The organism is Streptomyces sp. NPDC056144, assembly GCF_042264145.1.
Taxonomy (GTDB): Bacteria; Actinomycetota; Actinomycetes; order Streptomycetales; family Streptomycetaceae; genus Streptomyces.
The window spans coordinates 809479-822817 of record NZ_JBHJVF010000002.1 but is presented as its reverse complement, the minus strand read 5'-3'; the positions used below and the strand labels follow the sequence as shown (position 1 = coordinate 822817).

The 13339-nt window shown below is 74.6% G+C and carries 11 protein-coding genes; 2 read left to right on the top strand and 9 right to left on the bottom strand.

What is annotated here, in order from left to right; genetic code table 11:
* Nucleotides 1–12: 12 nt before the first annotated feature.
* Nucleotides 13–1143, top strand: a complete 1131-nt coding sequence (locus ACFC0Z_RS10170) for a PLP-dependent cysteine synthase family protein (protein ID WP_376434764.1) — start codon at nucleotides 13–15, stop codon at nucleotides 1141–1143.
* Here the strand turns inward: ACFC0Z_RS10170 and ACFC0Z_RS10165 are convergent.
* From ACFC0Z_RS10165 to ACFC0Z_RS10155, 3 genes are all read right to left on the bottom strand, one after another.
* On the bottom strand, nucleotides 1103–1603 hold the full coding sequence (locus tag ACFC0Z_RS10165; protein ID WP_376434762.1) for an SRPBCC family protein: 501 nt from the start codon (nucleotides 1601–1603) through the stop codon (nucleotides 1103–1105). The two genes, ACFC0Z_RS10170 and ACFC0Z_RS10165, sit on opposite strands and share 41 nt — an antisense overlap.
* 103 nt (nucleotides 1604–1706) lie before the next feature.
* Complete coding sequence (locus ACFC0Z_RS10160; protein WP_376434760.1) at nucleotides 1707–2153, bottom strand: SRPBCC family protein; 447 nt, start codon at nucleotides 2151–2153, stop codon at nucleotides 1707–1709.
* Entirely contained in the window at nucleotides 2150–2980 is an 831-nt protein-coding gene (locus ACFC0Z_RS10155; protein ID WP_376434758.1) for a DeoR/GlpR family DNA-binding transcription regulator, read from the bottom strand. Before ACFC0Z_RS10155 ends, ACFC0Z_RS10160 begins: the two co-directional genes overlap by 4 nt.
* 136 nt (nucleotides 2981–3116) lie before the next feature.
* On the opposite strand from ACFC0Z_RS10155, the gene ACFC0Z_RS10150 reads away from it, so the two are divergent.
* Nucleotides 3117–5477: a hypothetical protein gene (locus ACFC0Z_RS10150; protein ID WP_376434756.1), complete on the top strand. Its 2361-nt coding sequence runs from the start codon at nucleotides 3117–3119 to the stop codon at nucleotides 5475–5477.
* Here the strand turns inward: ACFC0Z_RS10150 and ACFC0Z_RS10145 are convergent.
* The 6 genes from ACFC0Z_RS10145 to ACFC0Z_RS10120 all read right to left on the bottom strand — a co-directional run bounded on the left by ACFC0Z_RS10145 (nucleotide 5447) and on the right by ACFC0Z_RS10120 (nucleotide 13329).
* The gene (locus ACFC0Z_RS10145; protein ID WP_376434754.1) at nucleotides 5447–7870 is read right to left on the bottom strand and encodes a right-handed parallel beta-helix repeat-containing protein; all 2424 of its coding nucleotides are present in this window, start codon (nucleotides 7868–7870) and stop codon (nucleotides 5447–5449) included. The two genes, ACFC0Z_RS10150 and ACFC0Z_RS10145, sit on opposite strands and share 31 nt — an antisense overlap.
* Nucleotides 7871–8045: 175 nt before the next feature.
* Entirely contained in the window at nucleotides 8046–8654 is a 609-nt protein-coding gene (locus ACFC0Z_RS10140; RefSeq protein WP_376434752.1) for a hypothetical protein, read from the bottom strand.
* Nucleotides 8655–8781: 127 nt separating this feature from the next.
* A complete protein-coding gene (locus ACFC0Z_RS10135; RefSeq protein ID WP_376434750.1) occupies nucleotides 8782–9609 on the bottom strand; it encodes an MOSC domain-containing protein in 828 nt (275 codons plus the stop codon).
* A gap of 103 nt (nucleotides 9610–9712) precedes the next feature.
* Nucleotides 9713–10243: a DUF6643 family protein gene (locus ACFC0Z_RS10130; protein WP_376434748.1), complete on the bottom strand. Its 531-nt coding sequence runs from the start codon at nucleotides 10241–10243 to the stop codon at nucleotides 9713–9715.
* A gap of 294 nt (nucleotides 10244–10537) precedes the next feature.
* Nucleotides 10538–11965, bottom strand: coding sequence for an amidase (locus ACFC0Z_RS10125; RefSeq protein WP_376434746.1), 1428 nt, complete (start codon nucleotides 11963–11965; stop codon nucleotides 10538–10540).
* Between the two features lie 134 nt (nucleotides 11966–12099).
* Nucleotides 12100–13329, bottom strand: coding sequence for a glycosyltransferase (locus ACFC0Z_RS10120; protein WP_376434744.1), 1230 nt, complete (start codon nucleotides 13327–13329; stop codon nucleotides 12100–12102).
* Between the last annotated feature and the right edge of the window lie 10 nt (nucleotides 13330–13339).

Genomic DNA, 13339 nt, shown 5'->3' with positions numbered 1-13339 from the left:
GGAGTGGGACGGATGAGCACCACCGAGAACCGTGTGATCGCGGCACCGTCGACCGTCGACGTCGACCGCAGCGACCCGGCGTACCGGAGCTGGCTGAAGGAGGCCGTCCGCAAGGTCCAGGCCGACTCCAACCGGTCCGCCGACACGCACCTGCTGCGCTTCCCGCTCCCCGAGAAGTGGGGCATCGACCTCTACCTCAAGGACGAGTCCACCCACCCCACCGGCAGCCTCAAGCACCGCCTCGCCCGCTCCCTCTTCCTCTACGGGCTCTGCAACGGCTGGATCCGGCCCGGGAAGCCCGTCATCGAGGCGTCCAGCGGTTCGACCGCCGTCTCGGAGGCGTACTTCGCGAAGCTCATCGGCGTCCCGTTCATCGCCGTGATGCCCCGCACGACCAGCTCCGAGAAGTGCCGGCTCATCGAGTTCCACGGCGGCGAGTGCCACTTCGTCGACGACTCGCGGACCATGTACGAGGAGGCGGCGGCGCTCGCCGCGCGCACCGGCGGCCACTACATGGACCAGTTCACGTACGCCGAGCGGGCCACCGACTGGCGCGGCAACAACAACATCGCCGAGTCGATGTACCAGCAGCTGCGCCTGGAGCGGTACCCGGAGCCGGCCTGGATCGTGGCCACGGCGGGAACCGGCGGCACCTCGGCCACGATCGCCCGCTACGTGCACTACATGCAGCACGACACCCGGATCTGCGTCGCCGACCCGGAGAACTCCTGTTTCTTCGACGGCTGGACCCACGACGACCCCGAGGCGACGGCCGACTGCGGCTCCCGCATCGAGGGCATCGGCCGCCCGCGCATGGAGCCGAGCTTCGTGCCCGGCGCGATCGACCGCATGATGAAGGTCCCCGACGCGGCGAGCGTCGCCGCCGTCCGGGCCCTGGAGGTCGCCATAGGGCGCAAGGCGGGCGGCTCCACCGGCACCGGCCTCTGGAGCGCCTTCAAGATCATCGCCGAGATGGTCGAGCAGGAACGCACCGGCAGCGTCGTCACCCTGATCTGCGACTCCGGCGACCGGTACCTCGACAAGTACTACTCCGACGAGTGGCTCGCGGCCCAGGGCCTCGACATCGCCCCGTACAGCGTGGCTATCGAGCGGTTCCTGGAGACGGGGGTCTGGCCGGAGTGAGGCGCCGGTCCAGGCGTCGCGCCGCGTCCCGGAACGAGAGTCCGAGACCGGGACCGGCGAGGCGCAGGGCGACCCGGAACGGTGCCGAGCCGTCCACGGCCATGACCCAGCGCAGGCGCGTGCCCTTCCCGGCGGGGGAGAGGGACCACTCCTCCGCCATGGCCGTCACGGCGGGCGCGTTGGTCGCGTCCACCCGGTACGCGTAGCGGAGGTCGGGTTCCGAGGCGAGGATCGTCTCCTCGAAGCGGATCCCGCCCCGCAGCCGGATCGTACGGCCCGACCCGTCGCCGCTCGGGACGGCGGAGGAGACCGCGGTGAACCAGGCCGGCATGCTGCCCACTTCGACGGCCACCGCCCGGTAGACGGCCGACGGCGGCGCGGCGAGCGTCGTCGTGAACGCCAGGCGGACGGGCGCGGATGCGGTGAAGTCGAGCTCCACCGGCCTCAGTCGGCGTGCCATGGACCGAACCTCCCCTGGGACGGCAGTGGACCAGAACCTTAGCTGACGTCACGTCATGAACACAGCGCCCCCCCCGGCGCTCGGCGCCCCCCGGGGGGGGGCCTCAGCGCCCCCGCAGCAGCCCGTCCATCGCCCGCCCGAACAGCAGCCGCCCCGCCCGCGCGAGCAGCGGATCGAAGAGGCCCGGCAGACCGCGTACGGAGAGGTCCTCCGTCCACACCACCCGCGAGCCGCCGCCGGGCGCCTCCGTGACCTCCACCAGGGCCCAGCCCCGGACGATCCGGCCCGACTTCACCAGCCGGCACGCGCCCGGCCGACCGGCCTCGGCCTCAGGCGGCTCCCAGCGCACGACCTCCATCGGGTCGTCGAAGGCGATCGGCCCGACCCCGGTCCGCGCGGTGAACCGCGTCCCCGGCCCGTTCGGTCCCGGCGTGAGGACGGTCGTCCGCGTCAGCGGGACCTGGCGCCCGTGCGCCCGCCAGTCCGTCAGCCGAGCCCACGCCTCCTCCGGCGTCATCGGCACGGTCCGCTCGACCCGGAACAGGGTCACTCCGCCGGCTCCTCGCCCGCCACCAGCAGCTCCGCCACGTGCTCCGCGACCTCGGCCCTGATGCCCTCGTCCATGCCCCGGTCCGTCACCCAGGTGTCCACCTCGTCGAGGCCGGCGAAGGAACTCAGGCCGACCGTCCCCCACTTGGTGTGGTCGGCGGCCACCACGACCCGGCGCGCCGAGCGCATCAGGCAGTGGTTGGTCTCCGCCTCCGCCAGGTTCGGCGTCGACAGGCCCGCCTCGGCCGAGATGCCGTGCACCCCGAGGAAGAGCACGTCGAAGTGGAGCGAGCGGATCGCCCGGTCCGCGACCGGACCGACCAGCGCGTCCGAGGGCGTGCGCATGCCGCCGGTGAGGACGACCGTCGCCGCTCCGCGCCGCACCTCGCCCCCGCCGCCGGTCAGTTGGGCCTCGTGGAAGACGTCGGCTACCCGCACCGAGTTCGTCACGACCGTCAGGTCCGGCACGTCGAGCAGGTGCCGGGCGAGCGCGTACGTCGTCGTCCCGCCCGACAGGGCGACGGCCGAACCGGGCGGGACGAGCGCCGCCGCCGCGCGCGCGATCTCGTCCTTCGCGCTCGGTTCGAGCGCCGACTTGGCCTCGAAGCCGGGCTCGTGCGTGCTCGCCTCGACCACGGGCACGGCCCCGCCGTGCACCTTCTCCAGGACGCCCTGCCGGGCGAGCGCGTCCAGGTCGCGACGGATCGTCATGTCCGAGACGTTCAGCCGCCGGGTCAGCTCGTTGACCCGCACGCCGCCGCGCCGCCGGACCTCGTCGAGGATCAGGGCGCGCCGCTGTTCCGCGAGGAGGTTCTGGTTGTCAGTCACCGCCGGGGCCGGTCCTTCCGCAGGGGACAAGGGGAGAAGTCGGACCGGAATCGGCGAGGGCGGTGCGCGTGCGGCCACCCGTCCGCGATCCTGGTCCCGACGTCGCATCCTCCCATCCAGAGAGGAAGTCCCCTAAGTGTCCCCTGCCACACCCGCCCCGCAGCCCGGGGGCGCGGCGCTCGAACTCCTCGTCCACGGAGTCGGCGGAGCCACCCCCCAGTCCATGCTGGACGCCCCGAGCACCGTCCGCGTCACCGGCGACGCCACCGCCGCCGTGCACCGCCGGGCCGAGGACCTCGACGCCGAGGACCACCCCGAGCGGTACGCGGCGGGCCCGGTCCCGGAGGCGTACTGCTGGTCCCACCTCACCTCCGGCGACGGCGCCCGCGCGCTCTGGCTGCTGCTCCTGCCCTTCATGGTCGCCAACCTCGCCCACTGGATGCGCCCGCCCGCCCCCGGCCGGCCGGTCCTCGTCCGGCTGTACGGGGTCCTCGTCCGGCTCGTAGCCCTCACCCTGACCGTGCTGCTCACCGCCGCCGCCTGCGAGGTCGCGCTCGACCTGACCGCCTGGCAGTGCGCCGGGACGGCCGCCTGCGCCGAGGGCTCGCCCTGGCTCGGCTTCCTCGCGGCCGACCGGGGCGGCTGGTGGTCGGCGCCGGGCCGCCGCCTCGCGCTCGCCGCCCTGGTGCCGACGGCGCTGGTCGGACTGCTCTGGTACCTGTCGACCCGGACCTGGAGCGCGTACGAGGCCCAGCGCCCGCCCACGGGAGACGAGGCCACCGGCGCGCCCGCCGGAAAGACGCCGGCCCCCGCCCCCGCCGACCCCCGCCCCGCCCTCGGGCGCCCCGGCTTCTGGTACGGGCGCCGGCTCGTCGCCCGTCTCCGGGCCGCGCACACCGCCGCCGGGTTCCTCACCGTCGCCGCCGCCCTCGCCGCCGTCACCGCCCGTCACGACACCGGCCTCCTCGCCGCCCTCGGCCTCGGCCTGCGGACCGTCGTCGTCGGCCTCGCGTTCGTCGTCCTGTGGGTCGTCTGCCGCCGGGGCCGCAGCGAGCGCCGGGTGGACCTGCGGGTCGGGCGCGTGGTCTCCGTGCTGCCCGCCGCCTCGCTCGCCCTGCTCGCCGCCACCGCCCTGCACACGGCGTGGCCCCGTCCCGGCTGGGCCTCCGACGGGACCCTCCCCGGCGACGCGGCCTTCGGCACGCTCACCCTCGCCCAGGGCGGCCTGGTCCTCGCCCTCGGCGTGGTGGCCCTGTTCCTCGGACGGGCCGACGCCGACCCCCGTACCGCCCTGCGCGGACTCGGCGGGCCCGCCGTCGCCATGCTCGCCTGCGCCCTCGCCGGGGTCATGTCCGGCGGCGTCGCCCAGTGGGTCGCCGACTGGCTGGACGCCGACGCCGCCGAAAGCCTCCGGACGGGGGCCGGGATCGCCCCGCCGGTCCTCCTCAGCTGGCAGGCCTCCGTCATCCCCGTCCTGCTCCTCCTCCTGCTCGTCCCCGCCGTCCTCCTCGTCGTGCGGACCGTGCTCACCGCCCGGCGGCTCGGTCCCGTCGTCGAGGCGGAGTACGGCGCCACGGGCGCGCCCGACCCCGTCCGCACCGGGCAGATCGCGGCCGGCCGGGCCCGCGCCGGGCTCACCGACTCCGCGCCCGTCCTCGTCGGCGTCGTCTCGGGCGCCACCCTGCTCCTCGGTGCCGCGTCCGTGGCCGGAGCCTGGACCAGCGGAAACGTTCCTGGGCGTGCCTTCGACGGCGCCCACCCCGCCGTCGCCTCCGCGGCCGCCACCGCCCAGGAGCTCGGCTCCTGGCTCATCGGCGTCGGCTTCCTGCTCTTCGTCACCTGGGGCCGCCGCGCCTACAAGGACGCCTCCGCCCGCCGCACCATCGGCATCCTCTGGGATGTCGGCACCTTCTGGCCGCGCGCCGCCCACCCCTTCGCCCCGCCCTGTTACGCCGAACGGGCCGTCCCCGACCTCACCTGGCGCATGAGCTCCTGGACCGGCAGCACCGGCGGACGGCTCGTCATCTCGGGCCACTCCCAGGGCAGCGTCCTCGCCGCCGCGGCCGTCTGGCAGCTGCCGGCCGCCACCCGGGGCCGGGTCGCGCTGCTCACCTACGGGTCCCCCCTGGAGCGGCTCTACGGCCGCTGGTTCCCCGCCTACTTCGGCCCCGACGCGCTGCGCGCCCTGCACCGCACGGTCCACTGCTGGTCCAACCTGCACCGCGCGACCGACCCCATCGGCGGGCCCGTCCGCGTCCCCGCCGAGGACGACCGGCCGGACGTCGACGGAGCCGTGCTGCTCGACCCGGTCGCGTACGGCCGCACCCGCGAACACCCGCTGCCCGAACCGCTCCTGGGCCACTCCGACTACCAGGCCGACCCCGAGTTCGCCCGGCGCCGGGCCGCCCTCCTCGACAGCCTCCCGCCCGCCGTGCCGCGCCCGCGCGATCCGAACGACGGGGAACGTCAGGGGAGTTCGGGGAGGTCCTCCGGGTAGAGCAGGGTCAGGTCGTCCGTGCTCGGCTCGGCGAGCGCGGCGGCCCGGCCCGCGTGCCGCTCCACCATCGACTCGAACGTCTGGCGCGCCGTACGGCCGTTGCCGAAGGCCGGGCCCTTCGGCAGCTTCTCGAAGTACGTGTGCAGGGCCTCGTCCAGACCCGGGGCGAGCCGGTACTCGTGCTCGTCGGCCTGCTGGCCGACGATCCGCGTCAACTCGTCCGGCAGGTAGTCGGCGAAGCTGATGGTCCGTGAGAAACGGGACGCCACACCGGGGTTGACGGTGAGGAAGCGCTCCATCTCCGCCGTGTACCCCGCGACGATCACCACGACCGCGTCCCGGTGGTCCTCCATCAGCTTCACCAGCGTGTCGATCGCCTCACGGCCGAAGTCGCGCCCCGAGTCCTCCGGCGACAGCGCGTACGCCTCGTCGACGAACAGGACCCCGCCGCGCGCCCGGTCGAAGGCCTCCTGCGTCCGGATCGCGGTCGAGCCGATGTGCTCGCCGACCAGGTCCACCCGGGACACCTCGACCAAATGCCCGCGCTCCAGAACGCCCAGGGCGGCGAGGATCTCCCCGTACAGCCGGGCGACGGTCGTCTTGCCGGTGCCGGGGTTCCCGGTGAAGACGAGGTGGCGGCGGACCGGGGCCGCCTTGAGCCCCGCCTCCTGACGGCGCCGGCCCACCTCGATCATGTTCGTCAGCGTCCGCACCTCGTGCTTGACGCTCTCCAGGCCCACCAGCGCGTCCAGTTCGCCCAGCACCTCCTGGGAGGACCGCTCCCCGGCGGCGGGCTCCCCGGCCACCGGCGCGACGACGGCGGCGACGGCAGGGCCGGTACGGGGCGGGGGAACCGTCCCGAGCAGCCCCGGCGCGGCCTGCGTGGCCGTCAGGACCGTGCCGCCCTCCGGCACGGACGAGCGGACCGCGCTCTCGTCGCTGGTGCACCCCTCCGCGACCGCGCCCTCCTCAGGGAACTCGTACCCGCCGCGCGCGCACCGCTCCGTCCGGCACCTCCGCAGCTGCGTCCGGCAGCCGTCCGTCACATGGAAGCCGTACCCGCCGCTCCCCGAGACCCGGCAGCCGTGGAAGGAGCCGCGGCCCTCGGCGGAGACGTAGAAACCGGCCTCGGCGGGCGAGGTGACCGTGCACCGCTCGATCGTCGGGTCGGCGCCCTTGGTGACGATGACCCCGGTCTGCACCGCGTCGATCGTGCACCCGGCGAGCGTGCCGCCGCTGCCGTGGTCCCGGAACCAGGCGCCCGTGGACGCCTCCCGGATGCGGCAGTCGTCGAGCTGGGCCGTCGCCCCGTCGCTGACCGACACCGCCGTGTTCCGCACCTGCGAGAGGTCGCTGTCGACCACGTCGACCCGCGAACCCCGGTCGAGGACGAAGAGCGCGTCCGGCACGTCGTGCACCCGGCAGGAGTCGAGCACGGCGGTCGCCCCGTCGCTCACCCACACCGCCGGGTAGTCGCCCGTACTGTCGTGGATCTCGCACTGGTTGGCGTCCACCCGCGTCCCCGGGTCCCACACCGACAGGCCGTTGCGGCCGAAGCGGCGGACCGTCGACCGGGTCAGCGTGAGGACCGAGCGCGAACGCAGGTCGACCGCGTTCTCCGGGACGTCGTGGATGTCGCAGTCCGAGAGCGTCAGCACCGCGTCCGTGTCGAGCGTGATCCCGTCCGCCGAGGTGCGGTGCACCGAGGAGTCGGTGAGGTGCGCGGTCCCGCGGGCCGCGATCTGGAGGCCGGCGCCCTTGATCTCGTACACCTCGCAGCCGACGCCCTCCAGGCCGCTGCCCTCCCCGGAGACGGCGATCCCGGCGCCGGAGGCGTGGTGCACCCGGCAGCGCTCCAGGCGCGGGTGCGCCCCGCCCCGGACCGAGACGCCCGCCTGCCCGGCGGAGACCACCTCGCACTCCTCGAAGACCCCGCCCGCGCCGTCGACGACGGCGATGCCGACCCCGGCCGGGTTGTCGACCGTGCAGCGGCGGACCGTCGGCCGGGCCGTGCCGCGCACCTCGATCCCGGCGGCCGAGCGGGTCATGATCCGCAGGTCGAGGAGTTCGGGGGTGCCGTCCTCGACGAGCAGCGCGGGCGCGGCGACGTCCTGCCCCTCGATGTGCAGGTCCTGGATCGTGACCGAGGCCCGTACGGTCAGGGGCACGCCGTCCGGCGGCGCGATCCGCACCGAGCCGAGCCCGCCCTCGGGTCCGCGCAGGGTGACCGCGCGCCGCAGGACGAGGTTCTCCCGGTAGGTTCCGGGCGCGACGGTCAGGACGTCTCCGTCACTCGCGGCCTCCAGGGCGGCGGCGAGCGTGGCGTACTCGCCCGTGCGGCGCCGCCACCGCGATGTGCCGGTGTGCGTCACCTGGACCGTGCCCTGTGCCATGGGTGTGCCCTGCCCCCGCCTCGCGCCTCGCCGTTGAACCGATGCCCCACCGTAGCGCGCGCGGGGCCCGCGGGTTGACGGGTCGTGGGGGCTGACCCGTACGGGTGGGGGCGCGGGGCGGACCGGGGCGCGCCGGGGGGAGGAGCTCCCGTGCGGGCGAGGCGCTCCGGGCGGTTCAGCTGCCGGTGTCCGCGCGGCCCCAGTCGGGGCCGACCGACGCCCACGCGCGGTCCAGGCGCGCGTACCGCCGCAGGACCAGGCGGCGCACGGCGAGGCGGCGGATCGTGTCGACGAGGAGGCCGGCGAGGACGGCGACCATCACGCCGACGATGGCCGCGTGCGCCTTGGCCGTGCCCGACCGCATCGGCGCCGCCGCCGGGCGCCCCTCCCGGTCGGTCCAGAGGGTGAAGGTGTCGCCGGGGCGCGGCTCCTCGCGCACGGCGGCCACCGTGCCCGTACGGCTCGTGCCGTCCGGGGCGGTCCAGCGGGCCACGACGGACGCGCGCAGCCGCTCCTCGCCGAGTGCCCCCGCCGTGGAGCCGCCGCGCGTGGGCCTCTCGTCGAGGCGCAGCACCTGGGCCGTGGCCGGCTGCCGCTGTTCCTGCTGGGCGCGGACGGCGCGCTGGAGGGAGGCGTGCGCGGTGGAACCGGCCGCCCACCCGGCCAGCGGCACCACGACGCAGAGCAGGGCCGCCGCGGCGAGGCCGACCCAGGCCTCTATGAGATCGGTGGTGCGGCGCAGGGGATTGCGCCGCCAACGCCAGACTCCGGTCGCTGCGCGCACGGCAAGACCCCCTCGTTGTTCGCCACTGCTCCAACGAGTGTGCACCGGGCGACCGTTCCCCGCGCGTCGAGCGAGTCGGCGTGGCGGCGGCGGATGTCGGCGGGGAACGGGCTGGGGGGCGGAGGTGTCAGCCGAGGATCGTCACCTGGTCGCCGACGCGGACCGTGCCGCGGTGCTCGGGGACGAGGAGCTGGCCGAAGATGGTCCGCTGGTCGATATTGCGGTGCCGGGCGAGGGTGCGCAGGGGCTCCTTGCCCCGGGCGGCGGTGTCCTGGTCGGTCGTGGTGACGACGCAGCGGCCGCAGTCGCGCGCGACGCGGAAGGTGACCTCGCCGACGGCGAGCCGGGTCCAGCCGTCCTCGGCCCAGGCCTCGGTGCCGTCGACCACCAGGTTGGGGCGGAAGCGGGACATCGGCAGAGGGCCCTCGTGGGCGTGGTCGCCCTGGGCGATGAGCACGTTGAGGGCGTCCAGGGAGGCGGTGGTGGCGACGAGCACCGGATAGCCGTCCGCGAAGGTCACGGTCTCGCCGGGCAGGGCGTACTTCGGGGCGACCGGCCGACGCAGCTCGGGGGCGTCCATGTGGACGAGCCGGGCGTCGATCCCCAGGTAGGCGGAGACCCAGGCGGCGGCCTCGGGGCCGGCCGGGACGGCCTCGACGAGGTCCTCGAAGACCTCCGTGGTGATGGTCCCGAGGGAGGCGTCGGGCACCCCGACCTCCAGAGTGGGGTGCCCGGGCGCGGACAGCACGACACCGCCGTCCGCCGTCGGCTCCGCCGAGGCCAGCGCGAGCCTCGGGTGCTTGCGCTGGGTCACGATCTTGCCCGCGCTGTCGACGACGGTCCATCGACGGTCGTGGGCGAGCCCCCAGGGCTGCACCTCGGCCTCCGTGCGCGACAGCGCGCGCATGGCCTTCACGGGGTGGATGTGGACGGAGCGGAGTACAGGTATGGACATGGGGGTCATCCTGCCAGCCGCTCCGGCTCGCCGACGGCCGTTCGACGTGTGCCGTTCACCGCTCGGGCCGGCGCTCGGGTCGGCGCTCGGGTCGCCGTGCGGGTCAGTAACCCCCGCCCTGGTAGGGGCGGTTGTACGGGTCGTCGTACGGGGAGGGCGCCGGGACCTGAGCCGGTACGGGCCGCGGGGCGGCCGGGCGCATCGCCTCGTATCCGGCGGCGGCCGGGCGGGGCTGCTGCGGGTACGGCGAGCCCTGGTAGCCGCGCGGGGCCACCGGCTGCGGCGGGATGTACGGGCCGGGGGCCTGCTGGAGCGGCGCCTGGGCCATCTGCGGGGCGGGCTGCGGGTAGCCGTAGCCGCCGCCCCCGTAGGCCGGGGCGTGCTGCTGGACGGGCGCGGCCGGGAGGGCCGGCAGTGCCGCGGGGAGCGCCGGCAGGTAGGAGCCGCTTCCGGGGTTGGGGAAGCCGCTCCCGGGGGTGGGGAAACCGCTGCCGGTGTCGTAGGCGGCGGGCACTCGGATCGGGGCGATCTGAGGCGTACCCCGTTCCGCGACCAAGGAGTCGTAGATGGGGGTGTCCGGGAAGGACGGCGCGGTGTGGAAACCGCCTCCATAGGTGCCACGGGGGGAGGTCATGGCACATAAGTTAAGCCCACGATGTGCCGGTTGGGGAGTCCCCATCTTCGGCCGATCCGATTTACGCGGGTTTTGCCGCCCTGACCTGCCGAAACATTGATAAAGACCGTGTTAACAACGGGGGATTTCCCGTGCGCGGAAGGTGAAGTGAACGTGCCGTCCGCCCGCTCGCGCGCGGTGCGGACGGCATTCGCTCCCGCGCGTTCGAAACGCAGGATTATCGACGGAGTACCGTCAGTAACAATCGCCCTCGGAAAAGGCCTTTTGATCGATCACTTTGATCGATCGGATCGGTCAGAGGGCCGGACGGACCCGCCAGGGGCGTACCGCCTCGATCGCGGTGGCCACCCGGAAGACGCTGGTGTCGTCGTAGGTGCGACCGACGACCTGGACGCCCGTCGGGACGCCGTTCGACGCGAAGCCCGAGGGCACGCTCATGACGGGGCAGCGGCTGGCGATGTTGAAGACCGTGGTCATCGCGGCCTCCAGGTAGTTCTCCAGCTCGACGCCGTTGACCACGACCTTGGTCGACACGTAGTCGTCGTCCGCCCGCAGCGCGGGGATCGCGGTGGTGGGGCAGAGCAGGACGTCGTACCGGTCGAGGAGCAGGCCGAGGGTGGACTGTATACCGGCCTCGATCTCCAGGCCGTGCATGATGCTGCCCGGCTCGCGGACGGCGGCGGCGGTCTTCTCCGCGAAGTCGAGGGCGTACGCGTTGAGCAGGTCGCCGTGCTCGGCGGCCACCGAGGTCACGTACGGGCCGAAGATCGAGCCGAAGTGGATGTTCGCCGCCTCCATGACGTCGGCCCGGCGGATCGGCACCTCCACCTCCTCGACGATCGCCCCCGCCGCCCGCAGGGCGCCGGCGACGGCCCGCGTGTTCGCCTCCACCTCGGGGTCGACCACCCAGTCCCCGAGCGTCACCGACAGCGCCACCCGCATGCCCTCGACGCCCTCGAACCGCTCCGGCAGCGTGAACTTGGGGCGCAGCGAGACCGCGTCGAGCGGGTGCGGGCCCGCGATCACGTTCTGGAGGAGCGCGACGTCGGCGACGGACCGCGCCATCGGGCCGTCGTGGCAGTACGTGTCGAGGTTGAACGGCGCCATCGCCGGAACCCGGCCGTACGGCGGCTTGTAGCCGACCGTGCCGGTGAAGGAGGCCGGGATGCGGATCGATCCGCCGATGTCCGAGCCCGTCGCCAGCGTCGTCTCGCCGGCCGCGAGCGCCGCGCCCGCGCCGCCGGAGGAGCCGCCCGGGCTGAACTCCAGGTTCCACGGGTTGCGCGTCACGCCCCACAGCCGTGACTGGGTGAAGGCCGCGCAGCTGAACTCCGGGGTCGTCGTCCGCGCGTGCACGATGCCGCCCGCGGCCTGGATCCGGTCGACCACCGGGTGCGTCTCGTCGGCGATCTCGTCGCGGAAGGCCAGCGAACCGTCCGTGGCGCGGCGGCCCGCGATCGGCTGCTCCTCCTTCGTCGCGACCGCCAGCCCCTCCAGGGCGCGGGGCGCCTCGCCCTTGCCCGCGTAGCGCGCCTCGGCGACGCGCGCGGCGGCGAGCGCCTCCTCGAAGGTCCGCTCGGCGAGGGAGTTCACCCGGGGCTCGACCGCCTCGGCGCGCTCGATGACGGCGGTCATCAGCTCGACGGGGGAGTGCGAACGGTCGCGGAATCGGGCGAGGGCCTCGGAGGCCGGTATGTAGGCGAGGTCGCCGGGGTCGGTCATGGCAGGTGCCTTCCTGGAGCGGGGTGCGAGTCGCGGGCGGGCGGCCGCCACGCTGGCAGCATCGAACCGCCGCCTCCGTCGAGGGTCAACGGCGTTGACGTAAGGCCGAGGTCACCGCCCCGGCCGGTCGGCGACTACTCCGCGTTCCGCGACACCTCGGGAGCCGCGTACGTCCGCCCCTTCCACGCCGCCCCCCTGCCCCGGTGGTGCTGGACGGCGGAGTCCACCGTCATCAGGAGGTAGAGGAACGCGGTGAACGGCAGCAGCGGCGCGAGCAGGAAGGGCTGCCGGTAGTAGCGGAGCATCGGCAGGTACGTCCCCGTCATCACCGCCCAGGCCGCCGCCCCCGCCCACACCGCCGGGGCGTCACCCGTGACCGCGCCGACGGCCACGGCCGCCGGCGGCAGCAGATAGACCAGCGTCAGACCCGCGACCGTCCCAGCGAGGAGCAGCGGGTTGTGCCGCAGCTGCGCGTACGCGCTCCGCGACACCATCCGCCACAGCTCCCCGAGCCCCGGGTACGGGCGGACGCTGTCCACGTGGTCCGCGAGCCCCAGCCAGATCCGTCCGCCCGCCCGGCGCACCGCCCGCGCGAGCGACACGTCGTCGATCACCGCCTGCCGGATGACCTCCGGCACCCCCGCAGCCACCGCCGTCTCCGTCCGCAGCAGCACGCAGCCACCCGCCGCCGCCGTCGCCCGGGGCCGCGGCCCGTTGATCCAGCGGAAGGGATAGAGCTGCGCGAAGAAGTAGACGAACGCCGGCACGACCAGCCGCTCCCACGGGCTCGCGGCCCGCAGCCGGGCCATCTGCGAGACCAGGTCCAGGCCGTGCCCCCGCGCCGCCGTCACGAGGAGCCGCAGACTGTCCGGCGCGTGGGCGATGTCCGCGTCCGTCAGGAGCAGGAACTCCGGCTCGCGCGCGCGTGCCAGCGCGATCCCGTGCCGCAGCGCCCACAGCTTTCCCGTCCAGCCCGGCTCCGGCTCGCCCGGCGACACGACGGTGAGCGGCAGGCCCCCGCCGCGCCCCGGGACCCCGGCCGCCAGTTCCGCGGCGACCCGGCCCGTACCGTCCGTGCTCCCGTCGTCCACGAGCACGACCTCCGCCTCGCCCGGATAGTCCTGCGCGAGCAGCGACGGCAGGCTGAGCGGAAGCACCTCGGCCTCGTCCCGCGCCGGTACGACGATCACCACGCGCGGCCACCCTCCCGCCGGTCCGCCCGCCGGTTCGCCCGCCGGTCCGTCCGCCGGTTCGGAGGGCGCGGGGGGCAGGCGCTGGTCCGTGCGCCAGAAGAAGCCCTGGCCGAACAGCAGCCAGACCCAGACGGCCAGGGAGACGGACGCGCACCAGGCGAGGGTGGTCATTCGTCGCAGT

Excerpts from the sequence above, each read along its gene's own strand:
- ACFC0Z_RS10170 (WP_376434764.1), top strand. The coding sequence starts at position 13 with ATGAGCACCACCGAGAACCGTGTGATCGCGGCACCGTCGACCGTCGAC.
- ACFC0Z_RS10165 (WP_376434762.1), bottom strand. The coding sequence starts at position 1,603 with ATGGCACGCCGACTGAGGCCGGTGGAGCTCGACTTCACCGCATCCGCG.
- ACFC0Z_RS10120 (WP_376434744.1), bottom strand. The coding sequence starts at position 13,329 with ATGACCACCCTCGCCTGGTGCGCGTCCGTCTCCCTGGCCGTCTGGGTC.
- ACFC0Z_RS10125 (WP_376434746.1), bottom strand. The coding sequence starts at position 11,965 with ATGACCGACCCCGGCGACCTCGCCTACATACCGGCCTCCGAGGCCCTC.
- ACFC0Z_RS10145 (WP_376434754.1), bottom strand. The coding sequence starts at position 7,870 with ATGGCACAGGGCACGGTCCAGGTGACGCACACCGGCACATCGCGGTGG.
- ACFC0Z_RS10130 (WP_376434748.1), bottom strand. The coding sequence starts at position 10,243 with ATGACCTCCCCCCGTGGCACCTATGGAGGCGGTTTCCACACCGCGCCG.
- ACFC0Z_RS10135 (WP_376434750.1), bottom strand. The coding sequence starts at position 9,609 with ATGTCCATACCTGTACTCCGCTCCGTCCACATCCACCCCGTGAAGGCC.